This is a genomic window from Hellea balneolensis DSM 19091 (assembly GCF_000428525.1).
GTDB classification, from domain to species: Bacteria; Pseudomonadota; Alphaproteobacteria; order Caulobacterales; family Maricaulaceae; genus Hellea; species Hellea balneolensis.
The window spans coordinates 680,583-706,140 of sequence record NZ_AUAC01000002.1; the positions used below are offsets into that span (position 1 = coordinate 680,583).

25 protein-coding genes are annotated in these 25,558 nt (G+C 47.8%); 12 read left to right on the forward strand and 13 right to left on the reverse strand.

Annotated elements, in window-relative coordinates; translation table 11 throughout:
• Window positions 1–30: 30 nt before the first annotated feature.
• From F569_RS0103435 to F569_RS0103455, 5 genes are read right to left on the reverse strand one after another with little or no spacing between them, the layout of a single operon-like run.
• Window positions 31–855, reverse strand: coding sequence for an HpcH/HpaI aldolase/citrate lyase family protein (locus F569_RS0103435; protein WP_026941055.1), 825 nt, complete (start codon window positions 853–855; stop codon window positions 31–33).
• Window positions 855–2,033 carry a thiolase family protein gene (locus F569_RS0103440; protein WP_026941056.1) on the reverse strand — a complete coding sequence of 393 codons (1,179 nt, stop codon included), beginning with the start codon at window positions 2,031–2,033 and terminating at the stop codon, window positions 855–857. Before F569_RS0103440 ends, F569_RS0103435 begins: the two co-directional genes overlap by 1 nt.
• Window positions 2,034–2,042: 9 nt before the next feature.
• The gene (locus F569_RS0103445; RefSeq protein ID WP_026941057.1) at window positions 2,043–2,681 is read right to left on the reverse strand and encodes a CoA transferase subunit B; all 639 of its coding nucleotides are present in this window, start codon (window positions 2,679–2,681) and stop codon (window positions 2,043–2,045) included.
• Complete coding sequence (locus tag F569_RS0103450; RefSeq protein ID WP_026941058.1) at window positions 2,681–3,382, reverse strand: CoA transferase subunit A; 702 nt, start codon at window positions 3,380–3,382, stop codon at window positions 2,681–2,683. Before F569_RS0103450 ends, F569_RS0103445 begins: the two co-directional genes overlap by 1 nt.
• Window positions 3,383–4,000 carry a TetR/AcrR family transcriptional regulator gene (locus F569_RS0103455; RefSeq protein WP_084168748.1) on the reverse strand — a complete coding sequence of 206 codons (618 nt, stop codon included), beginning with the start codon at window positions 3,998–4,000 and terminating at the stop codon, window positions 3,383–3,385.
• A gap of 79 nt (window positions 4,001–4,079) precedes the next feature.
• On the opposite strand from F569_RS0103455, the gene F569_RS0103460 reads away from it, so the two are divergent.
• The 9 genes from F569_RS0103460 to F569_RS0103500 are packed head-to-tail and all read left to right on the forward strand — an operon-like array spanning window position 4,080 to window position 13,105.
• Window positions 4,080–5,663 (forward strand): carboxyl transferase domain-containing protein, encoded by a 1,584-nt coding sequence (locus tag F569_RS0103460; protein ID WP_026941060.1) that lies wholly within the window; start codon window positions 4,080–4,082, stop codon window positions 5,661–5,663.
• A gap of 2 nt (window positions 5,664–5,665) precedes the next feature.
• Window positions 5,666–7,540: an acetyl/propionyl/methylcrotonyl-CoA carboxylase subunit alpha gene (locus F569_RS0103465; RefSeq protein WP_026941061.1), complete on the forward strand. Its 1,875-nt coding sequence runs from the start codon at window positions 5,666–5,668 to the stop codon at window positions 7,538–7,540.
• On the forward strand, window positions 7,540–8,709 hold the full coding sequence (locus F569_RS0103470) for an isovaleryl-CoA dehydrogenase (protein WP_034387153.1): 1,170 nt from the start codon (window positions 7,540–7,542) through the stop codon (window positions 8,707–8,709). Before F569_RS0103465 ends, F569_RS0103470 begins: the two co-directional genes overlap by 1 nt.
• The gene (locus F569_RS0103475; RefSeq protein WP_026941063.1) at window positions 8,709–9,167 is read left to right on the forward strand and encodes a MaoC family dehydratase; all 459 of its coding nucleotides are present in this window, start codon (window positions 8,709–8,711) and stop codon (window positions 9,165–9,167) included. Before F569_RS0103470 ends, F569_RS0103475 begins: the two co-directional genes overlap by 1 nt.
• Window positions 9,168–9,207: 40 nt before the next feature.
• On the forward strand, window positions 9,208–9,441 hold the full coding sequence (locus F569_RS0103480) for a hypothetical protein (RefSeq protein ID WP_026941064.1): 234 nt from the start codon (window positions 9,208–9,210) through the stop codon (window positions 9,439–9,441).
• A gap of 7 nt (window positions 9,442–9,448) precedes the next feature.
• Window positions 9,449–9,925: a ribonuclease E activity regulator RraA gene (rraA, locus tag F569_RS0103485; RefSeq protein ID WP_026941065.1), complete on the forward strand. Its 477-nt coding sequence runs from the start codon at window positions 9,449–9,451 to the stop codon at window positions 9,923–9,925.
• A gap of 45 nt (window positions 9,926–9,970) precedes the next feature.
• A complete protein-coding gene (locus F569_RS0103490; protein WP_026941066.1) occupies window positions 9,971–12,217 on the forward strand; it encodes a TonB-dependent receptor in 2,247 nt (748 codons plus the stop codon).
• 51 nt (window positions 12,218–12,268) lie between these two features.
• Window positions 12,269–12,673, forward strand: coding sequence for a carboxymuconolactone decarboxylase family protein (locus F569_RS16290; RefSeq protein WP_051279217.1), 405 nt, complete (start codon window positions 12,269–12,271; stop codon window positions 12,671–12,673).
• Between the two features lie 12 nt (window positions 12,674–12,685).
• Window positions 12,686–13,105: a PaaI family thioesterase gene (locus F569_RS0103500; protein ID WP_026941067.1), complete on the forward strand. Its 420-nt coding sequence runs from the start codon at window positions 12,686–12,688 to the stop codon at window positions 13,103–13,105.
• Between the two features lie 370 nt (window positions 13,106–13,475).
• Here the strand turns inward: F569_RS0103500 and F569_RS0103505 are convergent, their stop codons facing one another.
• Window positions 13,476–14,681, reverse strand: a complete 1,206-nt coding sequence (locus F569_RS0103505; RefSeq protein WP_026941068.1) for a tyrosine-type recombinase/integrase — start codon at window positions 14,679–14,681, stop codon at window positions 13,476–13,478.
• A 305-nt stretch (window positions 14,682–14,986) separates the two neighbouring features.
• Here F569_RS0103505 and F569_RS18725 point away from each other — a divergent pair, with 305 nt between their 5' ends.
• Window positions 14,987–16,366: a DUF3363 domain-containing protein gene (locus F569_RS18725; protein WP_051279219.1), complete on the forward strand. Its 1,380-nt coding sequence runs from the start codon at window positions 14,987–14,989 to the stop codon at window positions 16,364–16,366.
• 37 nt (window positions 16,367–16,403) lie between these two features.
• On the opposite strand, the gene F569_RS0103515 is transcribed toward F569_RS18725, so the two are convergent.
• From F569_RS0103515 to F569_RS0103535, 5 genes are read right to left on the reverse strand one after another with little or no spacing between them, the layout of a single operon-like run.
• Window positions 16,404–17,297, reverse strand: a complete 894-nt coding sequence (locus F569_RS0103515) for an NAD(P)-dependent oxidoreductase (RefSeq protein ID WP_026941069.1) — start codon at window positions 17,295–17,297, stop codon at window positions 16,404–16,406.
• Window positions 17,298–17,308: 11 nt separating this feature from the next.
• Window positions 17,309–18,217 carry a HalD/BesD family halogenase gene (locus F569_RS0103520; protein ID WP_051279221.1) on the reverse strand — a complete coding sequence of 303 codons (909 nt, stop codon included), beginning with the start codon at window positions 18,215–18,217 and terminating at the stop codon, window positions 17,309–17,311.
• Window positions 18,218–18,230: 13 nt separating this feature from the next.
• Window positions 18,231–18,962, reverse strand: coding sequence for a class II aldolase/adducin family protein (locus F569_RS0103525; protein WP_026941071.1), 732 nt, complete (start codon window positions 18,960–18,962; stop codon window positions 18,231–18,233).
• 11 nt (window positions 18,963–18,973) lie between these two features.
• On the reverse strand, window positions 18,974–20,080 hold the full coding sequence (locus F569_RS0103530; protein ID WP_026941072.1) for a mandelate racemase/muconate lactonizing enzyme family protein: 1,107 nt from the start codon (window positions 20,078–20,080) through the stop codon (window positions 18,974–18,976).
• Window positions 20,077–21,021 carry a 2-hydroxyacid dehydrogenase gene (locus tag F569_RS0103535; protein WP_026941073.1) on the reverse strand — a complete coding sequence of 315 codons (945 nt, stop codon included), beginning with the start codon at window positions 21,019–21,021 and terminating at the stop codon, window positions 20,077–20,079. The genes F569_RS0103530 and F569_RS0103535 overlap by 4 nt, the downstream gene beginning before the upstream one ends.
• A 135-nt stretch (window positions 21,022–21,156) precedes the next feature.
• Between F569_RS0103535 and F569_RS0103540 the strand changes: the two genes are divergently transcribed.
• The gene (locus F569_RS0103540; RefSeq protein WP_026941074.1) at window positions 21,157–22,011 is read left to right on the forward strand and encodes a LysR family transcriptional regulator; all 855 of its coding nucleotides are present in this window, start codon (window positions 21,157–21,159) and stop codon (window positions 22,009–22,011) included.
• Entirely contained in the window at window positions 22,008–23,081 is a 1,074-nt protein-coding gene (locus F569_RS0103545) for a mandelate racemase/muconate lactonizing enzyme family protein (RefSeq protein ID WP_026941075.1), read from the forward strand. The genes F569_RS0103540 and F569_RS0103545 overlap by 4 nt, the downstream gene beginning before the upstream one ends.
• Before the next feature lie 347 nt (window positions 23,082–23,428).
• Here F569_RS0103545 and F569_RS19465 read toward each other — a convergent pair whose 3' ends face one another.
• A complete protein-coding gene (locus tag F569_RS19465) occupies window positions 23,429–23,575 on the reverse strand; it encodes a hypothetical protein (protein ID WP_154813627.1) in 147 nt (48 codons plus the stop codon).
• A gap of 75 nt (window positions 23,576–23,650) precedes the next feature.
• Window positions 23,651–25,555, reverse strand: coding sequence for a glycoside hydrolase family 9 protein (locus F569_RS16300; protein ID WP_162143732.1), 1,905 nt, complete (start codon window positions 25,553–25,555; stop codon window positions 23,651–23,653).
• Window positions 25,556–25,558 lie beyond the last annotated feature (3 nt).

Sequence of the window (25,558 nt, forward strand, 5' to 3'; positions counted from 1 at the left end):
TAACTATGAAATGTTAGGCTTTGACCACCTCTAAATACGAGACTCATCTTGTCTAAATTGCAAAACTCTACGAGCTTTTTTTACAACGGGCTCTTCAATAAATTTACCATCTAGTAAAACAACATTTCCATGTGATGCCTCAAAAGCTTCAATCACGCGTTTGGCATAACTAATTTCAGTATCAGATGATTCCAAAGCTCTATGAATAGAGTCTATTTGAGCTGGATGAATAGCGCTTCTAGCAAGGATGCCTACAGACTTGGCCTTGCGTGTAGAGGCTTCGCAGTCCTCTAAATTATGCACGTCGATATGTGGGGTATCAAAAAGCAAGACATCATGAGCATTGGCACTAGCGACAAGCTTGGACCGACCATATAAATGTGTACTCCACTGCAAATCACAATTAACATCACTGGCATAGTCAACAGCGCCGTACATGCCGAGCTTCACGCGGGCATGACTGAAAATATCGCTGCAATTCACCAACCCTTTTGCACTTTCAATAATCGCAAAAAACGGTCCTGATACAGCGGGTATTTTGTTATCCAAATCAACAATGTCCTGCAGTGAGCCCACCTTAGGAACCATTACGAAAGGAAGGTTTAGATTGGCCTCTGACAGGGCCGTTATATCTTTTTGGCCGGTTTCAGTATCAACAGGATTAATACGCAAGCTCACATGCGTGTGTTGTGTCTCCTTCAACCATGAGAAGACGTCATTGCGTGCACTGTCCTTAGCAGCAGGCCCGACTGCATCCTCCAGATCGATACAAACCAGATCGGCCCCTGCATTGCAGGCTTTTTCAAATCTATCGGAACGATTGCCCGGAACAAAAAGCTGGCTGCGATAATACACTAAATGCGCCTAAGGCAAACCGCCGTCGCTTCGCCGCCGCCAATGCAAAGACTCGCAACGCCTGTTTTGGCATCGCGTTTTTCCATCATTGCGATGAGGGTTGTCATAATCCGAGCTCCTGAGGCCCCGATAGGATGACCAAGTACACAGCCGCCACCATTGACGTTAACTTTTTCATGATTGAGTCCAAGTTCTTGCATTGCAATCATAGGGACTACGGCAAAGGCTTCATTAATTTCCCAAAGGTCGACATCAGCAGCCTCCCAATTAGCTTTCTTGAGCGCCTTTTTCATTGCATGCACAGGGGCCGTAGTGAAATAGGCCGGCGCATGAGCGTGGGCTGCGTGCGAGACGATTTCGGCGAGAATTTTATGCCCTCCCTTTTGAGCTTCTGATTTCCGCATCAAAACAAGCGCCGCCGCGCCGTCATTAATGGAGGATGCATTCGCCGCTGTAACAGTCCCGTCCTTGGTAAAGACAGCCCGCAGGCTTGGAATTTTTTCGGGGCGCGCATTTCTAGGGCCCTCATCCTCGCTCACAACGGTATCCCCTTTACGGCCTTTAACGGTAACAGGCGTAAGCTCGCGGTCAAAGTCACCGCTCTCTTGTGCGGCTTTGGCACGGCGTACGGATTCTATGGCATAGGCGTCCTGTTGCTCGCGTGTAAATTGATATTCTTTTGCAATCATATCAGCAAAGACACCCATAGCGTCCCCCTCATAGGCATCCGTCAAGCCATCATACATCATGCTATCAATCATCTTAGCATCCCCCATGCGCGCTCCGGCCCTTGCGCTTGGCATCAGATACGGCGCGCGGGTCATATTCTCCATCCCGCCCGCAACTGCTACATCAATAGAACCCGCCTTAATCGCATCGTGCGCCATAATAACTGCCTGCATACCACTGCCGCACATCTTATTGACGGTTGTGGCTTCGGCATGCTCACCAAGCCCCGCATAGATAGCGGCTTGACGCGCAGGCGCCTGCCCCTGGCCTGCCGGCAAAACACAGCCCATTATGGTTTGCTCAACTTTATCGGCAGACATGCCTGCCTCATCCATGGCGGCCTTAATAGCCACCGCGCCAAGTTTCGGGGCTGACACGGTTGAAAACGCTCCTTGAAAAGCGCCCATGGGTGTGCGGGCCATACCTACTATGACGACTGGATCAGACATTATATACCCCTATTCAAAAACAATATCGGCTTCGGTTTTAGACTTAACTTCATCAACGATCACATCCGGCGCAAGCTCTCGTAATCGAAAGCGCTTTTGACCATGCCCGCGATCAAACACGCCTAAATCTGTAATGACCATGTGGATGCAGTTTTTACCTGTCAGCGGCAAAGTACATTCTTTGAGAAACTTACTCTCACCTCGTTTATTAGTATGGTCAAACAAAGCGATACAGCGCTTCACCCCTGCGACCAAATCCATAGCGCCACCCATGCCTTTGACCATCTTACCCGGTATCATCCAATTGGCGATGTCCCCATTTTCAGCCACTTCCATCGCGCCCAAAATCGACAAGTCTATATGCCCGCCGCGTATCATCGCAAAGCTGGTCGCGCTGTCAAAAAAGCTTGATTTAGGCAAAGTTGTAATCGTCTGCTTACCCGCATTAATAAGGTCAGCATCCTCTTCACCCGCATACGGAAAAGGCCCCATGCCGAGCATACCATTTTCGCTCTGCAAAGTGACATCCATCCCGTCCGGAATATGGTTTGCGACCAAAGTCGGAATCCCAATGCCGAGATTAACATAAAACCCGTCTTCAAGCTCCTGCGCCGCACGGGCAGCCATTTCATCGCGTGTCCAAGCCATTATGTGCTCCTCTCGCGTGTCGTCAGCTGTTCAATACGTTTCTCACATTCAGCTTCGATAATCCGCTGTACGAAAATACCGGGCGTGTGAATAAAGTTGGGATAAAGCGTGCCGACGGGGACAATCTCGTCCACTTCGGCCACCGTCACCTTACCAGCCATCGCCATCATGGGGGAGAAGTTTCGTGCGGTGGCTTTGAAAGTCAGGTTTCCTTCCGCATCTCCCTTCCAAGCTTTAATAATGGAAAGATCTGCCTTTAGCCCTGTTTCCATGATATAAGCTTCACCCTCAAAGTCTTTATGTTCTTTGCCTTGCGCGATAAGCGTGCCGACACCTGTTTTGGTATAAAACCCCGGAATACCTGCCCCGCCTGCGCGGATTCGTTCAGCGAGAGTGCCTTGCGGATTGAATTCAAGCTCTAACTCTCCGCCCAGATATTGGCGCTCAAATTCTTTATTCTCGCCAACATAAGAACTGACCATTTTTTTAATCTGCCGCGTTTCCAAAAGCTGCCCAAGGCCAAAACCGTCAACGCCCGCATTGTTGGAAATCACCGTGAGGTCTTTTGCGCCGCTATCGCGCAAGGCCACAATCAAGTTCTCTGCTATACCGCAAAGACCAAATCCGCCACTCATCACCGTCATGCCATTTAGGGTTAAGCCCTCTAAAGCAGTACTAGCCGTTTTATAAATTTTACTCACCTAACCCTCACCTAGTGCCGAAATTCCACTTCGCAGCTGCACAACAAAATGATCAGCAATATCTTGACCATCTAGGCGCCCATCGGCGTCGAACCATGCATTGAGCCAGTTTAAGGCTCCCATGAAAAAGAAAACGTGTAAGCGAGGATCGCCGCTACGAATGGACCCATCAATTTGACCGGACTTAACAATACGAATAATTCGCCGCTCAATCCTTGCCCGGCGAGCAAGTACTTCGGCTTGCCAATCACCCTTGAGGCTATCGACATCTGTTAATAAGGAAACACCAGATTGTGTGAGAAGGTTTACAAAACTTCTAAAAACCCCCGCCAAGTAGTCCAATGCAGTTTGGTTAGTCGCAGGCTTCAGTTGGAGAACATCATCCATAGAGGCATAGGTCATAAGATGCGACTCATACAAAATTTCCTCTTTATTCTTTACGTAATAATAGAGCGCCGCTTTAGTAAGACCCAACGTTTCAGCGATATCAACCATTGATGTATTGTGGTACCCGCGTCGCCTAAAAGCGCTTGCCGCGCTTACGATTACAGCTCTCTTCTTCGCCGCAAATTGAACATCTCTATCAAATGGAGAACTTATAAGTGTCGTTTTCGTCATGCTCACGCATTATCACAAGAATAAATTTGACTCAAGAGTAGAATTTTATTACTTCAAATTTAATTAAGTGAAAGAAAAGATGATTATTTCGAAAATAAAACCTGATACTGATGCTTTTCGTGAGAATGAGAAAAGCATGAAAGCCCTCATTTCAGACCTACAAAAAAAAGTTGAGAAGATAGCTGAAGGTGGCCCCCTTCGCGCCCGTGAAAAGCACTTGGCCAGAGGCAAATTGTTGCCTCGCGAGAGAGTAGAGCGGCTGCTGGATCCCGGAACGCCATTTTTGGAGCTGTCTCAGCTAGCAGCATATGGCATGTATAACGACCAAGTCCCCAGCGCTGGTCTCATAACAGGGATTGGACGTGTCTCAGACCGCGAAGTAATGATCATTTGCAATGATGCAACTGTAAAAGGTGGAACCTATTATCCGATGACGTGCCAAAAGCAGGCACGAGCTCAGGAAATTGCAGAAAAAAACCACCTACCCTGCATTTACCTCGTCGATAGCGGCGGCGGTAACTTACCTAACCAGGCAGAAATTTTCCCGGGAAAAGACGACTTCGGTCGGTGTTTTTATAATCAAGCCAATATGAGTGCTAAAGGCATAGCACAGATTGCTGTTGTCATGGGAAGCTGCACAGCTGGCGGTGCTTATGTTCCCGCTATGGCGGATGAAAGTATCATCGTTGCCAATCAAGGTACAATCTTCCTTGCAGGCCCCCCTCTAGTTGAAGCCGCTACAGGCGAAAAAATCGACGCGGAAAGCCTGGGCGGTGGTGCTTTGCACGCTAAAACATCCGGTGTTGTTGATCACCTCGCAAGCAATGATGCCCATGCTTTACAAATAGCGCGCAACTCGGTGGCGACGCTTGGTCCTGCAAACCTCAGCTATAAAGCGCAAACAATAGAGCCACCTGCATATGATGAAGACGAACTGCTCGGCATTGTCCCTGACGATGCTCGCCAACCTTATGATTGCCGTGAAATTATTGCTCGTATTGTAGACGGATCTCATTTTGATGAATTTAAACAAAATTACGGTGAGACACTTGTGTGTGGATTTGCTAAAATTGAGGGGCATAGAGTTGGCATACTTGGCAATAACGGCGTATTATTTTCCGAGTCCGCCGTAAAGGGCGCGCATTTTGTTGAGCTTTGCTGCCAACGAAATATTCCCCTCGTTTTCTTACAAAATATAACAGGCTTCATGGTTGGTTCAAAAGCTGAAGCAGGCGGTATTGCCAAACACGGCGCAAAAATGGTCCATGCTGTTGCTTGTGCTAAAGTCCCCAAATTCACTATCATAGTCGGCGGTTCTTATGGGGCGGGCAACTATGGCATGTGCGGCCGAGCCTATGATCCGCGCCTGATGTTTATGTGGCCCAATGCGCGCATTTCCATAATGGGAGGTGAACAAGCCGCGAGCGTTTTAGCAACCGTCAACCGTGATGCACCTAACTGGTCGCCGGATGAACGCGAAGCTTTCATGCAGCCTATTCGTGAACGTTTTGAGCGTGAAGGCCATCCCTATTTTGCTAGCGCTAGAATATGGGATGACGGAATTATCGCGCCAACCGACACGAGAAGGGTTCTTGGTCTCGGATTGGCTATGGCGGCTAACGGACCGGTTCAATCGACCCAGTTTGGCGTGTTTAGGATGTAATGATGACAAAAAAGATCAAAAAAATCCTAATCGCCAATCGCGGCGAAATCGCCTGCCGTGTTATCAAGACGGCCCGTAAAATGGGTATAGCAACGGTGGCCGTCTATTCTGATGCAGACAAAAATGCTGTGCATGTCAAAATGGCAGACGAAGCTGTTCACATAGGCCCACCTCCGGCGGCTGAAAGCTATTTGGTAGCTGACAAAATTATCAAGGCCTGCAACGCAACAAAAGCGGATGCTGTTCACCCCGGTTATGGTTTTCTATCTGAAAACCCTTCTTTCGTTCGCGCTTGCGAAGCCGCCAACATCACCTTTATCGGCCCAAAAGCTGAAAGCATGGAATCGATGGGCCTGAAAGATGCGGCGAAGAAGCTCATGGATGCCGCGAATGTCCCCATCACGCCAGGCTATCACGGCGAAAACCAAGATCCACAACTCTTGCGCAAGGAAGCCAAAAATATTGGGTATCCTGTCCTCATCAAAGCCGTTGCGGGCGGCGGCGGCAAAGGCATGAGAAAAGTCGATAAAGATGCTGATTTTGAAGCTTCCCTCGCCTCCTGTCAGCGTGAAGCGACGTCTAGCTTTGGCGATGACCGCGTTTTAATTGAAAAATATATTACATCTCCCCGTCATATCGAAGTCCAAGTCTTTGGTGATAGTCATGGCAATGTCGTTCATATGTTTGAGCGAGATTGTTCGCTGCAACGTCGCCATCAAAAAGTGATTGAAGAAGCCCCTGCACCCGGCATGACCGATAAGGTCCGTAAGGCTATGACCGAGGCTGCTATTCAATCTGCCAAGGCCGTAAATTATATTGGCGCAGGCACTGTAGAATTTATTGTCGATGGATCTGGAGCCCTAAAAGAAGACGGGTTTTGGTTCATGGAAATGAACACCCGCCTTCAAGTCGAGCACCCAGTGACAGAGATGATTACAGGGCTTGATTTAGTAGAATGGCAAATTCGCGTAGCTCAAGGCGAAAAGTTGCCGCCGCAAAACGAGATTACGCTTAGAGGTCACGCCCTTGAAGCTCGTCTTTACGCCGAAGACCCAGCCAATGACTTTCTACCAAGTGTAGGCAAACTTCACGTGCTTAAGTTTCCCGAAGACCACCGAATTGACACTGGCGTAGAAGAAGGCGGCGAGGTTTCAATTTTTTATGACCCCATGATTTCTAAAATCATTGTGCATGAACAAGATCGAAATAGCGCCATTGCTACGTTGGAAAATCAATGTCGTGATACGCAAGTCTATCCAGTGAAAACTAATGCGCGATTTCTTGCCAATTGCCTAGCTCACCCAGTTTTCATCGCAGGCGATGTATCGACCAATTTCATAAAAGACCAATCAGACGTTCTTTTCTATAAAGACGCGCTTAGCCATGACCTTCCAAGTCTTTCATCGGCCCTCGCCCCAACAACTAACGGAACAGGTTTTAGTGAATGTGGGGCATGGAGATTAAACCAACCCTCGAGAACAACTTTTAATAGAATCTTTGACGAGGAAGATATCCAGCTAAGCCTCACTCCAAAGCCCGAAAAAATGAAGGATTATATTTCCTGTCATCCAAGACCTGAGGGGGATGTCGTCATTGTTGATGGCCTGAGCTACCTCATCCAATCACCCATGTCTGGCAGATTTGATTCAAGCGGCGGCAATTCAATTGCCTCGCCTATGCCTGGTTCAATTATCGCTGTGAACGCGGCGGCCGGTGATGTGGTCAAAGCCGGAGACCCCCTAATTGTGATGGAAGCCATGAAAATGGAAATGACACTGGAAGCCCCTCGTGACGGTAAAATTGAGATGCTTAACATTAAACCAAATGACCTTGTTGCAGATGGCGACATTTTACTCACATTAGAAGAAGACACATAATGACGACAACTTACCCAACACTTCAATTTGGTCATTCAGAAGAAACGCAAATGATTCGCGAGACCGTACACGGCTTTGCACAAGAACATATTGCGCCTATAGCTGAAGCTGTCGATGCAGATAATAAATTTCCACGTCACCTATGGCCTTTAATGGGCAAGCTTGGCCTGCACGGAATCACAGTGCCTGAAAAGGACGGCGGCACCGGCCTTGGTTATCTTCAGCACACAATAGCCCTAGAGGAAATCAGCCGTGCTTCTGCCTCTGTTGGTTTATCTTATGGCGCTCATTCTAACCTTTGCATCAACCAACTTAGGCGCTGGGGTAATGCGGAGCAAAGAGCTAAATATTTACCTAAACTCATGAGCGGAGAACATGTCGGTTCACTTGCAATGTCAGAGCCAAGTGCAGGTTCAGATGTAGTCTCAATGAAACTAAAAGCCGAAAGTGCTCAAGGCGGATATCTCCTTAACGGTAATAAGATGTGGATTACAAACGGGCCAGAAGCCAATACACTTTTAGTCTATGCCAAGACCGACCCAAATGCTGGTTCTAAAGGCATCTCAGCCTTCATTATTACGCCAGATATGGAAGGTTTTTCTACAGCTCAAAAACTCGACAAGCTTGGGATGCGCGGCTCTGATACTTGCGAGTTGGTTTTTGAAGATTGTTTTGTCTCTAAGGAGAACCTTGTTGGCGAAGTAGGGCAAGGTGCCGAGATATTGATGAGCGGCCTTGATTATGAACGTGTTGTCTTGTCAGGCATATCAGTAGGTATCATGCAAGCGTGTTTGGATGTCGTTCTTCCTTTCATTCATGAGCGCAAACAATTTGGCAAACCCATTGGAACATTCCAGCTCATGCAAGGCAAGCTCGCAGACATGTATGTTACGCTCTCTACGGCTAGGTCTTATGTTTATGCCGTTGCGGCAGCCTGCGACCGCGGCGAGACTACCCGCAAAGATGCGGCGGGTTGCATTCTCTATGCTGCCGAAAAATCTACGTTAATGGCAAGTGACGCTATTCAGATGTTAGGCGGCATGGGATATATCAATGAAAGCCCAACAGGTCGTCTTTGGCGAGATGCTAAACTAATGGAAATCGGTGCAGGTACATCCGAAATCCGCCGCTGGCTTATTGGCCGAGAACTCTTTGGCGAGACAGCGTAATGGCCGGTAAATGGTTTGATGAATTGGAAGTGGGTCAAGTCTTTCAACATGCGATCAGGCGAACATTAACGGAGACTGACAATATCCTTTTCACAAGCATGACCCATAATCCCGCGCAACTTCATTTAGATTCTGATTATTGCGAAAAAGAAACTGAATTTGGCAAGCCACTCATCAATAGCTATTTTACATTAGGACTTGTTGTCGGCATTTCTGTTGGGGATACGACACTCGGTACAGCAGTTGCCAATCTTGGAACAGATAAGGTTCGTTTTCCAAAACCTCTGTTTGCTGGTGATACTATCCATGTCGAAACGGAAATTATAGCATTACGCGAGTCTAAATCCAGGCCTATGCAGGGCATCGTCACTTTTGAACATCGGGCATACAATCAAAATGACGTTCTTATCGCCACGCTTCAACGCAGCGGATTACAACATAAAAACCCTTTATCCTGAAGTTTTTCAACCTACCCACATTTCAAGAAGACTATAAATAATGACTAGAACAGCTAAACATGTTGGCAAACCTGTGGCCGTCAAACGAGATGATAATGGAACACTGACTCATCTCTACTTTGAAAATAGAACACGCGCCACCACCCTCAAAAATGCAATACAATTTGTGGAACCTAATCTTGCTGAAAAATTGAAAGTCTCTCTTGGTAAGAATGGTCAAAAAATACTCATTCCAATTGAGGGGTTATATTTTGATGACCTTCCGGAAGAATAGGAATGCTATGAAAACGGCTGATATTGTAGATATGTATGATCAGGATGTAAAATTTTGTCATCTCCCCTTTTTAAAAATTGGGAAAAAACGCGCCTTTTTTGGCCCCGTACAAACAGTTAAGTGTTATGAAGATAATGTTCTCCTAAAAGCTGAACTGGAAAAGCCGGGTAAAGGACGCGTCTTAATTGTAGACGGTGGCGGTTCCACACGACTAGCAATTTTAGGTGATGTTATTGCTGGACTTTCTCTCGAAAATCATTGGGCAGGCGTGATTTTAAATGCGGCGGTCCGTGATGTAGCGATGCTGAACCAGATGGATATAGGTATTCGCTGCTTAGGCACGTCGCCAAAGAAAAGTGCCAAATTAGGCAATGGAACTGTCAGCACTATAATCGAATTTGGCGGCGTAGAATTTGCTCCCAATGATTTTGTCTATGTGGACGAGGACGGAATTCTGGTCTCCAAATTCAATGTTCTTGCCTAAAGACACTCTCAAGAACAACTCCCAAATAGAAAATATAGATTTTCCATGCCCTACGGACCGACTAAAATTTTTGGCATTCTTGCTATTCCATCGCTGGCATTAAGTCAGCCAAGTTTTGCTCTGGACGACACTTCCGCAATTATTGTAACGGCCACAAAAATAGAAAAAGATATCCAAGATTTAGGCCTAAGAGTTAGCGTTGTGGAGGGGGATGTCCTCTCTACATTTGACGGTGCAGAAGACCTTACCCAGCGTGTCTCGGGCCTACAGGCAGCTGTGGCCAATGGTAGTCAAGTCGCCTTTCAAATTCGTGGTATCGGCGCGGTCGATCACCAAGCCCTTACTCCAACAGCGGCGGCCGTCTATGTTGACGGCACATATCAAGCGACCAATGTGCAAACCAGCCCACTCCTTTTTGATATAGACCGCGCTGAAGTCCTTAAGGGGCCGCAAGGCTCACTTTATGGTCGCAATTCTTCTAGCGGCGCCATCAACTTTAATTCAGTTTTGCCCGGCGAGACGAAAACCGGATATATCGGCGCAGAATATGGAACATTTGACCGTATCAATATAGTAGGCGCAGCGACCTTACCTGTCAGCGATATTTTCTCTTTGCGCCTTTCAGGACGCTATTTGAATCAAGACGCGACTTTGGACAATGTTGTCACGAATGACACTGTAACCGCACCCAAAGAAGCCGGCGGCAAGCGTGATGAATTTGGCCTACGCGCCATTGGCCGCCTTCAAGCTTCGCCCAATACCGAAGTCTTCCTCAACGCCCATTACGCTGAAGATAACGGAATTAATCAAGCGCCGCTCAATAGCAGCCGCGACGTTGACAAGCATGAAATTTCTATCGGGCCAGATGGCATTCAAGATACCGATAATGAATTTTACGGCACATCAGTTAATGTTACTCATGACTTTGGTGATTTCGCCCTTGTCTCGCACACCGCCTATACGGGCTATAATCAACAATATGGCTTTGACTTTGACGGTACTCCTGCCCCCTTTAATGTCGGTAGCCTGAACGCCAATCTCGCTTATGACAGAGACTTTACGCAAATCAGTGAAGAACTGCGCCTGAGCTTTAACACGGATAAAGTAGAGCTTATGGGCGGGCTTTATTTAGAAGCCGAAGACTTTGACCAAGAGTACCTGATCTGGTGTGGCGTGTTAAACCCCGACACATTATTGGGAACTTGCCGCTATGTCGGCGCGCCGGGCCGTGCTGGCCCAACACCAGCCTCCACTGGCACAGCGACAACGTTACAATCTCTTATTACGCAATCCCGTAAGACAGCAGCCTTGTTTACTTACAACACGATCGAGATTGCCCCTCAGCTTGATGTCGTTCTCGGCGGACGTCTCACCCATGAAATCATCAAAGGACGCGGCGAAGGGCGGCATTATTTTGATGACGGCATTATCGCGCTCAATAATCGTGATGGTCTTGGTCTTGCGAAAGGTAGTAATAAAATCTCTGATACACGTTTTTCTGGTAATATCGGCTTGAATTACACCCTTATGGATAACACGCTTCTTTATGCCACTTATTCAAATGGGTTTAAGAGCGGCGGCTTTAACGGCGAAGTTATAAATAATGCAACGCATTTTTCTGATGAAGGCCTATTTGGCGGAGAAACTGTGGACGCGCTTGAAGCGGGAATTAAATTTTCGCGAGAGAATGTCGCTTTTAACCTTGCAGGCTTTTATCAATTTTATGACCGTCCGCAGGCGCGTATCTTTGTGCCTTTCGCGACAGAAAATGGCGGATCTTTTACGTCTAACTCGCTTTCCAATCTCGATGAAGCGACATCCTATGGCCTTGAGGGCGATATAAGCTGGACTCCGGTTGAAGGGCTTGATCTCTTTGCAGGCGCAACTTGGCTAGATACAGAAATCAACCAAGAAGAAAACCCAAACGTTCCGCAAAACGCAGCGACCTTTGACGGCAACCCCCTGCCCTTTGCGTCTAAATTTTCAGGCGTTGTCTCTGCTCGTTATGAATGGGCTTTGAGCGACGGCCTTAACGCCTCGGTTCAAGGCAATGGCAAATATCAAAGCGCCTTTTTCCTCGACGCCGAAGGCCTCGAGGACCGCCGCCAACATGGCTATGAAATCATTGACGGCAGTGCCAATCTACATTTCAACAGTGGCATTGATGTCGGCATTTGGGGACGTAACCTTAGCAATTCTGATTACGCTGTCTCAGGTTTTGGCTTTATCGGATATAACATGTTCAGAGGTGCACCGCGAAGTTACGGCGTCTCAGTCAAATATTCTTATTAATATCAACGGCAAATAGTTGCGGCCTGATGACCTTTTACTTGGAGAACTAGTATGAAACCCTCCCATAAAACGCTACCAGACCTTCTTGCCGACGGTGAAAAGAAACGACGAAAAGTTCTTGGAGATGCGCATGTCGATAATGCCATGACCAATGCACACCCCTTTAACCAGCCTTTACAAGAAATCATTACAACATATGGATGGGGTGATATTTGGACACGAGAAGGCCTATCTGACAAAACTCGTAGTTTGTTAAATGTTGCTTTGCTAACGGCGATGAGGCAAACAAATGAGTTGAAAGGCCATACACGAGGCGCAATCAATAACGGATGCACTCCCGAAGAGATTAGAGAAGTTATAATTCATACATGTCTCTATGCAGGCGCTCCAGCAGCCCTAAGTGCTATGAAAGTTGTTTCAGCAACATTGCAAGAACTTGATTGCATAAAGGAATGAAAGGGTAAGCCTATGTCACTAAAAATAGAATCAGAAGGTGAGTTTAAAGGCTGGAGCTTTTGGCCCTCAGAAACATTCGAATGTGAAACCGTCGGTCCGTTCTATTTCAAAAAATCAAAAGACGGATCTTATATCTCAAGATACCGATCTATTGAAAAACATATGAATGCCGGTGGCTATACTCACGGCGGATGCCTTATGTCGTTTGCAGATTTTTCTCTCTTTGCAATTGCATCAGATCACATTCAGGACAATCAAGCCGTGACAGTTGCCTTCAATTGTGAGTTCTTAGCAGGATCAAAGGTCGGTCAACTTATGGAGGGTAGTGGTGAGGTATTACGGGCGGGTCGGTCTATTATCTTTGTGAGAGGTATGATTACAGCTGATAAAGAAGTTTGTTTAAATTTTTCAGGAGCTATAAAGAAAATTTAGTATATCCCTAATCTGAAATTAGTGATTAGCGGTTAAAAAAAATACCTAATCGGAGCTAGAAAAATTATAAATGTGTGTGGGTGAACCATTTTTAGAATTTCATCACTCAATACAAGGTTCTATATGACGGTTTTCAAGTACCTCTGTAGCTGCCATTTTCAAAGAACAAAAATTAGTTGGAAATTATCCCTATTTAGCTGTTTTTTGTTGCTTGTAGATTCCAAATTAGTGTATTTGGCACAAATCTATTGAATCAGATGGTTGTAGCGACTGCTTTTGGTGATATATGTCGATGCCCTTGAGGGCTAAGTTATTGAAAAGCCGCGGTAGCTCAGGGGTAGAGCGCATCATTGGTAATGATGTTATAAAATTAAGAGCGGCCACTACAAAAATTGTCCCAAGAAGTCATTATTTCACGACGCTTATCCAACATTTTATTACCGCGTATATAAGCTCTCTCTACAGTGTTCTTTGTTTCATGGGCGAGAGCAAACTCAACGGCCTGAGTCGGGAAGTTTGTGGCTTCAAGGGCCCAAGTTTTAAATGATGACCTAAATCCATGAGTGGTAATGTTATCATACCCTAATTTCCTTAAAGTCACCATTGGCGCATTGTAACTAAATGCCTTTTTGTTACTTGGGTTTTGAAAAACCAATGCTCGATCTTGAAATTCAGATTTTTCTATAACCATAGATTTTGCGACCCCCACTAGAGGAACAATATGCGGCCTTTTCATCTTCATTCTCTCAGCAGAGATCGACCAAATTTTATCTTCTAAGTTCACTTCTTCCCATAAAGCCCCCCTCGCCTCACCAGATCTGCTGGCTGTTAAAATTATAAACTCAGTCAGATATGAAGCAGGTGTTTTCATAGTACGGAGCTTTCTCATCAGCTCAGGTACATCCTGCCAAGGCAATGCAGCATGATTTTTTGAAGGTTTCACCCTCTCCTTAGCCGTGAGTAGTTGATCCAAATTCCCCCGCCAAGTTGCAGGGTTAGGCCCATCCCGAAACTGCATCGCGATAGCCCAAGCAAACACAGCTTCTGTATATAAGCGTGTTCGGCTAGCCGTTTCAGTCTTTGTTCCCCATATAGGAATCAGGGTTTCGTACACATCGCGCGTCGATATTTTCTTTATTTCATGCTTGTGCAACGCAGCAGCATGAGTCGTCAGGCAAAAGTACCATCGCCTTCTGGTTTGCTCAGTCCTAAAGTATTTTGATTGGTCTTTAGATTCAAAGAATTTAACAATGATTTCTGAAAAGGTTAGTTTGGCTTCACGCTTTTCTACAACCAGCCCCTCATCTAAATCTCGTTGCTCAAGTGGATCGATACCGCTTTTGACAAGAGATCTGGCCTTTCCGGCATTTGTACGCGCTACTTCGATATGATTAGTTCGTGATACCGGACCCAACCCCATATCACGCCTTCGGTCAAATATCTGATAACGGTAGACCCAAGATTTGACACCTGTCTTGCCAATCAATAGGTATAAACCACGCCCATCACCATAACGACCAGGTGCATCAAGGGCCTTAACTACTGCTCGATTTAACTTATGCTTACCACCACTCATATAAATTCGCCCTACACTGCTCCCTCATTTGCTCCCTCATTTCGAAGGCAACTGTAGGAAACACTAAAATACATCGCCATACAAGTAATTTCATATGTTATTGTATTATATAAGTATTTTGAACATTAGGAAACGCAAGGAAACATTAGTTATTGTTCAGGTTCGGGCACCATTTCCCTGATAAAGTAAGTTGCGTAAGCCTCTGAAAAGTCTCGGGAAATCCCTCTTTCCTTTACTTTCCATACGGTAACTCGCGCAATTTGCTTCACTTTTTGCCTTACAATGGGCTGCACGGAGATGGCGAAATGAAAGCGATAAGACGGCTCGACCAATACTTACGTTTACGCGGTGATACATGGCACTATGTGCGGCGCGTTCCCAAAGCGGTCAGACATATTGATGACAGAACTGTGATATACCGCTCTCTTGATACCGATAGCCGCAAGATTGCGCGCCAACGACGGGATATTTGCGCCGACGAAGACAACCAACGTTGGAACGAAATAACGCCAAGCCGTTTTCAATCTTCCTCGAAACACGCGAGTTATCGCGATGCAAGTCATCGAGCACGCTCTCAAGGGTTTAACTATAAGCCGATGGAAAGCTTGGTTTCGCAAAACACTGTTACGAATTTACTGCACCGCCTAATCGCTTTGGAACCATTAAAAGACAGCCCTCAGCGCAAGGAAGAGCTAGACGCAGTTGCTCTGCTTGGGAGTGTTAAAACGCCCTCCGCGACCATCACCGAGGCAATGGACTTATATCTCTCCGAGATCGTCGCGGACGAACTCGCCGGTAAATCACCGGAGCAAATACAGAACTTCTCTAAGATTAAGCGCCGCGCTGTTTCCAACTTCGTCAATCTAAACGGCGATATCGATATGCGGTGCATTACCCGCGAACATGCTCACACCGTGCGTAAATTCTGGCATGAGCGCATCCACCCAAAGGACGGCTCCAAGCCTATGAGCGGCAGTAGAAGTGCGGCCTATATGCGGGCGCACAGATTGCGGCTTGCCACACTCGCAAAAGCGGCTGTGGTGCAAGTCGCGAGCAAGGATAAGGACGGTAATCCCTTGGAGTGGCGGGTGCCAGAGGATTTTGAAGAACGGGCTATCTCGTTAGATTTGAAACAAGGCCGCGCGTCAGGCGTGAAGTTACTTTCGCGCCAAGACTTGAATGCACAGCTTGAGAGTCCCGGTGCGACTTGGCTTGACCGCGCACAGGTGAGTTGGGGTAGAGGTGGACTAGGAGGAATAAGCGTAAAATCTAGCGCCTTCGCAAAAGAATTGGACACGGCTTTCCAGCAGCGCCGCACATGGCTCATTGAGCGGGGCTATGCAGAGCTACGCCAAGACGAGCAGAAGACCTCTATCATCTATAAGCGCGGCTATTTGAAAGCCCTAGAGACGGAAGGGTTCAACGCCGCAACGGAGAAGCTAGAGAGCATGACGGGCAAGGCGCATGTTGCGGCGCAGTCAGGACGGTTGATTGAGGGCACCGTCTCACAGAAATATGAACTCCCCCACGGCCCCCACGCGATGATTGAGACGCAGCGGGCTTTCTACCTCGTGCCGTGGGAAAGCACTCACGCGCAGAAGTGGGGCAAGCGCATTAAAGGCCGCGTGCTTAGCGGCGGCGGCATTGATTGGGACGCCGGGCGCAGCCGAGGGATTGGACGGTGACTTTAGCTTGGGGGCAAAGGAGACATTGGAATTGGCGTTAAGAACGAAAGTTTTTGCCGGTTCTGTCTTCAATTAGTCGTACGATTGAAAGATGTGGTGCATCAGGGCCATAGTTTGAGACGGCGTCTTCATAGCTAGCCACAACATTATCTGCCAGTGGCATTTCAATATCGAGATGATCTCCGAGTTGCTTGACTAGCCGCATATCTTTTCTGGCAAGCCCTAAAGCAAAGCTGTTGTCATAGCTGCCGTCCAAGACTTTCGGAATGTAATTATCGACGACATAACTTTGCGCACAGCTATGGCTTAAAACGTCGCTTAATATGGTCAGGTCTAATCCGCCTTTTGCGCCCAACATCAGAGCTTCGCCAATGCCTTGCGCCACAAGGTAATTAAGGTGAAGCTGACTGAGTTTAGTAATATAACCCGCGCCTGAAGGGCCCATGATTATAACTTTTTTTGCGACAGCATTTAGTAAGTTGGAGTGAGTATCAGAAAGTGGATTATCCAGCCCTAGAAGCATCGTCAATGTGCCCGCAGCAGCCCCTTCTGTTCCGCCTGTGACAGGGGCGTCAATTAAGGTGAGATAATCAGGCGCGGCCTCGCGAACCTTTTGCCATTCCGATAAATCGCTTGTGCTTGTTTCAAACCATATAGCGCCTTCGGGCAGGTTTTTTAACAAACCGTCTTCACCCAAGGCTATCTCATTCACTTGTTTTGAGCTTGGAAGTGAGGTGAAGATTATATCTGACTGTTTGGCAATTTCAGAGATTGTCTCTGCGGCCATAGCGCCATCGTCGGCGAAGGACTGAACAGCGTCCTTGTTAATATCGAAAACGCTAAAGTTAATCTTATTAGCCGTGCAATATCGATGCAAATTCGCCGCCATGCCGTTACCCATATTCCCAAGTCCGATAAACCCAACGCGCATAGGCCGCTACTTTAATCTGTTAAACCGTCAAGGCGTGTGCGTTCCCGTTCGACATGAATGGGCATAGCGCGGCCATAAAAGGCTTTGGCGTGGTGCGGACGGTTCACATGATAAGGGTCGGTGACATAAGTCGGCAGCGCAATGATCCGGGGGGTATTACCGCCTGTCGGCGTTACACGGTGCAGGGAATTACGGCCTCGAAAAATTTGAAGATCACCTTCTTTAAGCTTAAGGACTTTGACTTGGGAGCGGTCCCCTTTGAGGGCAGCCTTCACATCATCAAAGTTCTCATTTGCGGCGGTGCGGATATTCGGGCAATATTCAAAGTCACCCCCCGTTTCTGCTTCTTGAACCAACAGGCTGACAGTAAAATCATTGCCGTCAAAGTGCCACGGAAAGTAATCTCCATTCTTCATAACGCTATAGGGGTTGCGTCCCAAAGGGTCTGCCCATCTATAGATAGGCCCAACATTTAGGCACTCGCTGATGAAATGCACCATAATATCCGAGTCATAAATTTTCCGCAAAAGTGAGTCGGCTTCAAGCTCATCTGAATTGATAAAAGAACTGGTTCGGCGAGAGAAAATCCTTTTAGGATGATCTTCGGCTAAGGTTTCATCATCTGCTGTTAGATAGGGATTGATTTTGGCATCCGCAGGACGGGCTTTGTCTATGATGCGCGTCGCTTCCTCTCGCATAGCTTTAACAGCTGCGGGAGTCAGAAAATTTGGCACATGCGCACAGCCAAAAGCTTCAAGACCTTCTCTGGCATGCTTGATTAAGGCTTGGCGCTTGGGATTGCCGATTTCATGAATAGGAAACTCAACCAAATCTATACATTCATGAAGGTCGATTTCGGCGGCCGCATAAGCGCTGGGACCAGAGGGTTTGTCATGAGGGTCGATTGCAAGAGAGGACATGGCTACCTTCCAGTTAGTGCTTATACGAGGGGTCTAGTCGGTCAATTTGCCGCTTCAGCGCCGGCCATTCATACTTGCCGGGTGGGAAGGCCGCATATTGGTCGGAGGCTTTCTGCCACATAGCGGCGGGTTGGTTGCAGGTTTTGAGCCCGCTGGCCCCGACCTGAATGGCCACCTCGCACATGCGAATAAGATAATACATATTCATGAAACACTCACCCGCCGTCGCTCCGACCGTCAGGAAACCATGATTGCGCATAACGAGACAGCTATTACCCTCAAGACGCTCTGCAATTCTGTGTCTTTCGTCGGGATCAACAGACAGCCCTTCCCAGTCATGATAGCCGACTTTGCCGTAAAGCATGGAGCTGTCTTGTACAAGGAAGGGTATTTCCTCAAAAGCTGTCGCAGCTATGGCTGTCGGCGGATGTGCGTGAAAAACGAATTTACTGTCAGCGTGATTTAGATGAACGGCGCTGTGGATGATAAATCCCGCCGTATTCACATCTTCCGGGCCTTCGATAACTTTGCCCTCTTCATCTACCTTGATGAGGTTCGACGCTGATACTTCCGAATAGTGTAAGCCGAAACGATGCATATAGAAATGATGTTCACTGCCCGGTACGCGCGCCGTAATATGGTTCCAAACCGTGTCGTCCCATCCGAAATGCGCGGTCAGACGGAACATGGCGGCAAGGTCTATGCGAACCTGTTCCTGTTGTTGCTCAAGTGTTAGATTACTCATAAATAAATTCCCTAATTTTCCCAAACGCGTTGAGGTGTTCCTAATATATCAAGATTTGGTGATACGCCGAGACCAACGGCATCACTGGGTTCTATATACCCATCATGGCGTGATGGGCTATTCGGGTCGAGTCTTGGCCCGACATAGTTTGAAAGGTCACATACATTGAGTAAAAACTTAGGCTCTGTCGAGGCTGCCAGATGGAGCGCAGCCGCAGTAACAATGTCGCCGCCCCATGTATCTTCGACACACATTTTTACGCCAAGCGTGACGCAAAGATCCCGAGCCCTCCTTGCCGCCGAGAGCCCGCCAAATTTTGAAATCTTTAACGCTGTCGCATCGAGACAGTCGGCTTCATAGGCTTCGAGTACATCAGCGGGAGTCTTAGTGCTTTCGTCTAATTTCATCGGCAGCCCTGTGGAGCGTTTCACCGTCGCGCAGTCGGCAATTGTTTCGCAAGGTTGCTCTAACATAATATCAATATCTGCTACTGCCCGCGCCGTTCTAATAGCGTCCAGTTTGCTAGATCCGCAATTCCAGTCAGCATAAACAAAATGTGCAGTCTCTACAGTTTCTCGAACAAGGCGCATGCGAGCAACATCCGCTTCCCAATTTTTATCAGCGCCCAGTTTAACTTGAAATTGGGTCACCCCGCGTTCCATGGCATCTTTTGCTATAACGGCCATCTCATTCGGCTCGACGCATGTAATGGAATGATAGACTGGCATAGCCTTTGAACGGCGACCGCCTAGTAAGTTATAAAGCGCTTGGCCTGAAGCTTTTGCCGTTAAGTCCCAAAACGCCATATCGAGGATAGATTTCGCGTAATTATGGCCAAGTAAAAACCGATCCAAAGCCGCCATTAACGCTTCTGCGCCGATAGGGTTAGCACCTAATATCTGTGGCATCATATAATCCAATGCGGCCTCTACTCCGCTAGCATAGGCTGGCAGGTAATGGGGGATAGGGCAGTTCTCGCCCCAACCGCTAAGCCCTGTATCGGTTTCGACCCGCGCAATCATACTATCAGTACTGACACAACTTTTACCTTCGGCCATATGATAGGGTTCATGGCTGATCAGTGGCAGCTTCCATAGCGAAACGCGTTTAATTTTCATGCCTTCACCTCACGCGAACATGTGGCCTCACGCATATAGGGGTAAGGCGGCATAATGCCGTTTTCAAAATCAGTTATTTCTTTGGAGATAATTTGCACCGCCGTATCCGGATTAGTTGCCCCGGACATATGTGGCGTAACGTGGACATCTGGATGGCTCCAAAAGGGTGAGTTTTCCGGTAGAGGTTCTGCGTGGAAAACGTCAAGTGCTGCGCCGCCAATATGGCCGCTATCAAGAAGAGTGAGCAGGTCGGCTTCATTAACAACAGCGCCGCGACTAATATTTATAAAAGCTCCCCCCTTTTTCATCTTGGATAAAACAGCAAGATCAAGCGACATATAGGTCGCTTTTGTAAAAGGCAGGCAGCAGATAAGTACATCAGCTTTTGGCAATATTGTCTCCAGCGCGTCTTTGCCGTAGACGCACTTTACGCCAGTAATATCTTTAGGGCTACGGGCCCAGCCCGAAACGTCAAATCCATTTCTAGCTAACGCCTTTGCGATATGTGAGCCAATCGCGCCAAGTCCTAAAATGGAAACTTTAAAATCTGGCGCGAGAGGTGTTGGATAGCGCGCCCATTTAGCTTGTTTTTGTTGCGTCTGATAAGTGCCAAATAAACGCTGAAAATGGATTGTCCAATAGAGCGTATAGAGCGCCATATCTTCTGCCATATTTGTATCAATAAGGCGAAATATTGGGGCCTCTGGCAGGGTTGGGAATGCATCAAGGTAATCGACCCCTGAGCCCAGAGAAAAAACCGCTTTCAAATTTGGATATTTCTCCAGATCGCCGGGGGGATGTTTCCAAATCAAAGCATAGTCAATCGAGGCTCGATTTGTAATGTCTGGAAACTCAACGACGGCACGGCCTGGCATATGAGTCTCTATCGCCGCACGCCAACGCGCATGCCAATGCCCATCATTATTAAGTAAGATCGTCATTCAACAACTTTGCTTGTCTTTTGGACATGAAAATCTCCGTATTGACTCGAATATCGCAAAGTTCTTTAATTAAATAAAGCGAATATAATTTGACATTAATATCAAATAAATCGATATAATGGGATTACATGCAATATGAATATCGAAAACATAAGAGCCTTTTTAGAGGTCAGCCAGACAGGGAGTTTTCAGCAAGCGGCCCGTAATCTTAATATTACGCAATCGGCCATGAGTGCGCGTATCAAAGCGCTAGAGAATGGACTTAATCGAATTTTATTCCTGCGCAGGCGTAATGGCACTGTCTTAACACCTGGCGGGCAGAGATTTTTCAGACACGCAACATCTCTTATCCGAAACTGGGAATTAGCGCGGCAGGAAAGTGCATTATCCGAGGACTTTAATTCAGTCGTCGGCCTTGGTGTTCAGTTAAATCATTGGCATTCCGTTGTTACACCTTGGTTACAATGGATGGAAGACCGCAATCCTGACCTCGCGACCCATATACAATCTGACTATAGTAGCCGTTTAATGGAACTTCTAAGGGACGGAGCTATTGATGTGGCTATTCTTTACGAGCCGCAACAGATACCCGGTGTTACCATAGAGAAGTTTTCTGATGAACAATTGGTTCTGGTCTCTAGTAAGCCCAGACATGTAGAGGATGACGCCGTATCCGGATATATTTTCGTCGATTGGGGGCAAAGTTTTCGCATAGCCCATAGCCGCCTCTTCCCGGGTATTGCGACACACCGAATTACGGTAGGCTTGGCCGATGTTGGATTAGGGCATATCCAATCTCATGGTGGGTCCGCTTATTTGTTGCAGTCTTCAATTGAAGATAAATTGGCAAAGAAGGAACTGTTCTTGGTTGAGAATGCTCCCGAAATGATGATTTCTACATATATGGTTCATGTTGATGAGCCCGAGCGTCAAGATGTATTAAACAAGGCCATAGACGGCCTCAGGGCTATTAAGGACGCGCAATCATGAAGATTACAAAGTTAGAAACACAGCTGGTGAATTTACCGCTGCCCAGACCGATAAAAACGGCTATTCATGATATGCGCTCAGTAGGCTGTGTCCTTCTGCGTTTGCGCACTGATCAAGGCCTAACAGGTGAAGCCTATCTCTTCACGCTAAACGGCGTTCGGCTCAAAGCCTTTGACGAAATGGTAAGAGGCTTTGAAGGTTTAGTCGTTGGACAAGACCCTCATCATGTCACAGCCATATGGGAGGATATATGGGCCGAAATAAATCCAACAGGACATAAGGGCGTTACTATTTCCGCGCTCTCAACGATTGATACGGCGTGTTGGGATTTAATTGGCAAGGCTGCAGAGAAACCCCTTCATCACATTTTCGGTGCCTGCCGCGAGAAAATCTCGACATATGCCAGTAGTGGCCTTTGGCTATCTTATTCTCTGGATAAATTACAAGCCGAGGCTCAAAGTTTTCTCGGTCAAGGTTTCACCGCCATGAAAATTCGTTTGGGCTCGCAGAAGCCTTCCGACGATATAGTGCGGGTGCAAGCCGTGCGAGATGTAGTGGGTCCAGAGACAGGGCTACTTGTAGATATCAATCAGGGCCTTACGCCCAAAGACGCTATTCGATTAGGCCGTGAACTCGAACCGTTTAACCTCATTTGGATTGAAGAACCGGTTGCGGCCTATGATCTGGCAGGTCACGCACGCGTCACGGCCGCCCTGGATACGCCGATAGCCTCTGGCGAGACAGAGTATACCCGCTTTGGGATACAGGCTATGATTGAGAAAAAAGCCTGTGACATTCTCATGCCGGATTTGCAGCGTATAGGCGGACTGACAGAGATGCGCCGCGTTGCGGCTCTGGCGCACGCTCACAACCTTCCCATATCAACACATTTTTTCACCCATGAAAGTCTCACCATCGCAGGGTCCGCTGCCAATTGTATGAGCGTAGAGCATATTGACTGGTTCGCGCCGTTATTTAATGAACCCCTCGAAATTTCTAAAGGCGAGATATTGATACCGCAAAGACCCGGAACAGGGTTTTCATTTCGAGCTGATTTGGCAAAGTTTTAAAAACTTCTTATGTCCGCTAAGAGGAGTTACACACCAAAATCAATCCTTACTAAAAACCGCTATTTTCCCGCTCTTATCGCTCATTTAAAAACCTCAATCCTCATTATCCTTCAATCTGTGCTATATTGCACCTGTTCTCGCTAATTCGTGTGATTTTGCTGACGCAAATTCACACTAGGACAGGCAAAACGCGTAGCTTTGTTATTAGCGGGACAGTGAGGTTGTGCATTACGTGTTACGCGCCCGACTGTGCCGGGCCTCTGTGGAGGCGAAGATAAGATGCCCAAGCGGCGTAGTCTGGTAGCGACAGCTATCGTACAGGCTATGACTTCGCGATTACAATGCCGTTACAGAAAAATCACTGCCGCAGGGCTGATGTTCTGTAAAACTTTAAAAAATACTTTGGTGTCCATCAGGGCATCACCCTGCGGGCCGTCCACTTTATGTGGCGCACATCCATTCGGATAAAGTGGGATATGTTTAGTGGCTTTCATTTAAAAAAGCCGAGTCAAGCGGCAGGGGTGGTGTAACTTATGATTCAGACAGGCGGCGTAATCACACATGCAGAGCTATCGCGCATATTTAGAGAGCAGCCTGATATAAGCGGTCTGATAGCTATTGCTGTTCTCTGTGACGGACCAGCTATTGATCGGCCACCCGTCATTAAACTCGGCATAAGATTTCATAGGGGGCTGCCCTGTTGGGGGGGACAAAACAGGACGTTTACACATTTTTGCGCCATATCCTCCGCATGTCGTCTTACAACATTCAGCGCGTTCATAACCAGGATTAGGGCCGCCTACGAGAAAGCCGGGTGCAGGGCCGTAGGTGGACGTCTTTGTGCTGTCATAATCGGCGCTGCCATTGACGAACCAGTTATGATAAAACTCGCTGACAGAGCTTTCCGCGCCGTAGCGCTCCATATTGGACAGATAGACAAGGCCTTGCGGATTAACGCCGTGGAGATAGTTGAGATAGCCTAACCCTGCATTTTTAAACTCCGCCTCTGACGCGCCGCGCATTTGGGCTTGGGCAGCTTGGGTGAAGACCGAACCGCGGCGGGCGGCGGCGGCGTTAGAGCCCCAATAATAACCGCCCATCGGCGCAGCATAGGCATGGGATTTCTCTTTCACGCTAATAAGCACTCCATTCTCTCCTGTAAGTGCGTTTTGGTAATCACGGCGAATGCGTGTTTTGAACGCGGACGGCACGCCTCGCATCCGCGAAAAATAGAGAAGCGTTGGCGCGATATCGCCCTCAAAGCCATCTCCGGCCCAAGGCGTGATGGGATTGATCTGCTTATAGATCGCCTCCACTTGCCGCGCATATTTTCGCTCGCCTGTGATTTTGAACATGTAAATGGCGGAGATCAGAATTTTCTTTTGCAGGCGCTCGCCCTCCACTTCCTGCTGCCCTGCTGCGAGGCCTTCCGACCCATATTCCGCATCGTTATTTTTAAAGACAACATTGGGGTTAGCTTCGGCCCAATTCCACGCGCGGGCGGCGCGGGACTTGTAGCGCATAGCGTCTTCGCGGTATGTGGGCGTTTTCGCATAAACATCTGCCGCCATCGCAAAAGCGCCTGCGGAACTGTAACTGGCAGAGGTATTAGCCGGCCCGTAATAGCTCGGCCCGTCAGCGGCGGAAGGCGGCGAGGCTTCGGACAGGCTCATGACGGAGAGCGTAGAGCCGTCTTCATTTTGCATCCGCTCAAGCCAGTCCAAGCCCCATTTCACTTCGTCGAGGATATCGGGAACGCCATTTCCGCTCTCAGGGATACCAAAATCATCTGTCCAGACGCTAGGATTTTCAATATAGCTATGCAGAAGCGTTCGAATGTAATTCGCCGTCCAGCTCGTATATTTATTATAATCTCCCGCATCATACCATCCGCCGCGCAAATCACGCTCGGTGCTGGCATCCTCTTTGGCGCTGAATAAACGCGCCTGTGGGTCTTGCCCCGACCCCAAATGGCTCGCTCCATCCGCGTAACCCGGCAAGGCATAGGGCGCGCGCTTTTCAAAGCCTGCGCGTTGATAATAGAGAGTCTTAAAAGCGGCTTTCAGAACCGGGGTATAAACATCGAGAGCAATGTCGAAAGGGTGGCTGTCCACTCTGCGCTCCATATCGCGGATGAGGTAAGTGCCCTCCTCTGATACGGCGCTAAAATCAAACCACCAGATCTTATCGCCTGATTGCTCATGAACGCGGCCTTCGTTCCAAATGTCAGGGGCGCCCTCAAAGACGGCCTCATCTGTCGCGGTGTTGATAACAGCATAGCGCGAACTGGGAGTGAAGCTTTCACCCGCATCATAGCCAGTTTCAGGGCTACGAATGACCGCGCGCTTTTCAAGCTCGGGCAGATAGCCGAATTGGTCGATGACTATCTGGGGTGCACGATCACTTGCAGTCTCAGTTTGAGAGCTACAGGCTAGAAGACAAAGAGCAAAGCTGAAGACCAAAATCCGAAACATGCC

Coding starts and splice junctions, on each gene's coding strand:
- F569_RS0103540 (WP_026941074.1), top strand. CDS start 21,157: ATGAATATCGAAAACATAAGAGCCTTTTTAGAGGTCAGCCAGACAGGG.
- F569_RS0103465 (WP_026941061.1), top strand. CDS start 5,666: ATGACAAAAAAGATCAAAAAAATCCTAATCGCCAATCGCGGCGAAATC.
- F569_RS0103490 (WP_026941066.1), top strand. CDS start 9,971: ATGCCCTACGGACCGACTAAAATTTTTGGCATTCTTGCTATTCCATCG.
- rraA (WP_026941065.1), top strand. CDS start 9,449: ATGAAAACGGCTGATATTGTAGATATGTATGATCAGGATGTAAAATTT.
- F569_RS0103530 (WP_026941072.1), bottom strand. CDS start 20,080: ATGAAAATTAAACGCGTTTCGCTATGGAAGCTGCCACTGATCAGCCAT.
- F569_RS0103520 (WP_051279221.1), bottom strand. CDS start 18,217: ATGTCCTCTCTTGCAATCGACCCTCATGACAAACCCTCTGGTCCCAGC.
- F569_RS0103480 (WP_026941064.1), top strand. CDS start 9,208: ATGACTAGAACAGCTAAACATGTTGGCAAACCTGTGGCCGTCAAACGA.
- F569_RS0103440 (WP_026941056.1), bottom strand. CDS start 2,033: ATGTCTGATCCAGTCGTCATAGTAGGTATGGCCCGCACACCCATGGGC.
- F569_RS16300 (WP_162143732.1), bottom strand. CDS start 25,555: ATGTTTCGGATTTTGGTCTTCAGCTTTGCTCTTTGTCTTCTAGCCTGT.
- F569_RS16290 (WP_051279217.1), top strand. CDS start 12,269: ATGAAACCCTCCCATAAAACGCTACCAGACCTTCTTGCCGACGGTGAA.
- F569_RS0103505 (WP_026941068.1), bottom strand. CDS start 14,681: ATGAGTGGTGGTAAGCATAAGTTAAATCGAGCAGTAGTTAAGGCCCTT.
- F569_RS19465 (WP_154813627.1), bottom strand. CDS start 23,575: ATGAAAGCCACTAAACATATCCCACTTTATCCGAATGGATGTGCGCCA.
- F569_RS0103545 (WP_026941075.1), top strand. CDS start 22,008: ATGAAGATTACAAAGTTAGAAACACAGCTGGTGAATTTACCGCTGCCC.
- F569_RS0103470 (WP_034387153.1), top strand. CDS start 7,540: ATGACGACAACTTACCCAACACTTCAATTTGGTCATTCAGAAGAAACG.
- F569_RS18725 (WP_051279219.1), top strand. CDS start 14,987: ATGAAAGCGATAAGACGGCTCGACCAATACTTACGTTTACGCGGTGAT.
- F569_RS0103515 (WP_026941069.1), bottom strand. CDS start 17,297: ATGCGCGTTGGGTTTATCGGACTTGGGAATATGGGTAACGGCATGGCG.
- F569_RS0103475 (WP_026941063.1), top strand. CDS start 8,709: ATGGCCGGTAAATGGTTTGATGAATTGGAAGTGGGTCAAGTCTTTCAA.
- F569_RS0103525 (WP_026941071.1), bottom strand. CDS start 18,962: ATGAGTAATCTAACACTTGAGCAACAACAGGAACAGGTTCGCATAGAC.
- F569_RS0103535 (WP_026941073.1), bottom strand. CDS start 21,021: ATGACGATCTTACTTAATAATGATGGGCATTGGCATGCGCGTTGGCGT.
- F569_RS0103460 (WP_026941060.1), top strand. CDS start 4,080: ATGATTATTTCGAAAATAAAACCTGATACTGATGCTTTTCGTGAGAAT.
- F569_RS0103500 (WP_026941067.1), top strand. CDS start 12,686: ATGTCACTAAAAATAGAATCAGAAGGTGAGTTTAAAGGCTGGAGCTTT.
- F569_RS0103455 (WP_084168748.1), bottom strand. CDS start 4,000: ATGACGAAAACGACACTTATAAGTTCTCCATTTGATAGAGATGTTCAA.
- F569_RS0103445 (WP_026941057.1), bottom strand. CDS start 2,681: ATGGCTTGGACACGCGATGAAATGGCTGCCCGTGCGGCGCAGGAGCTT.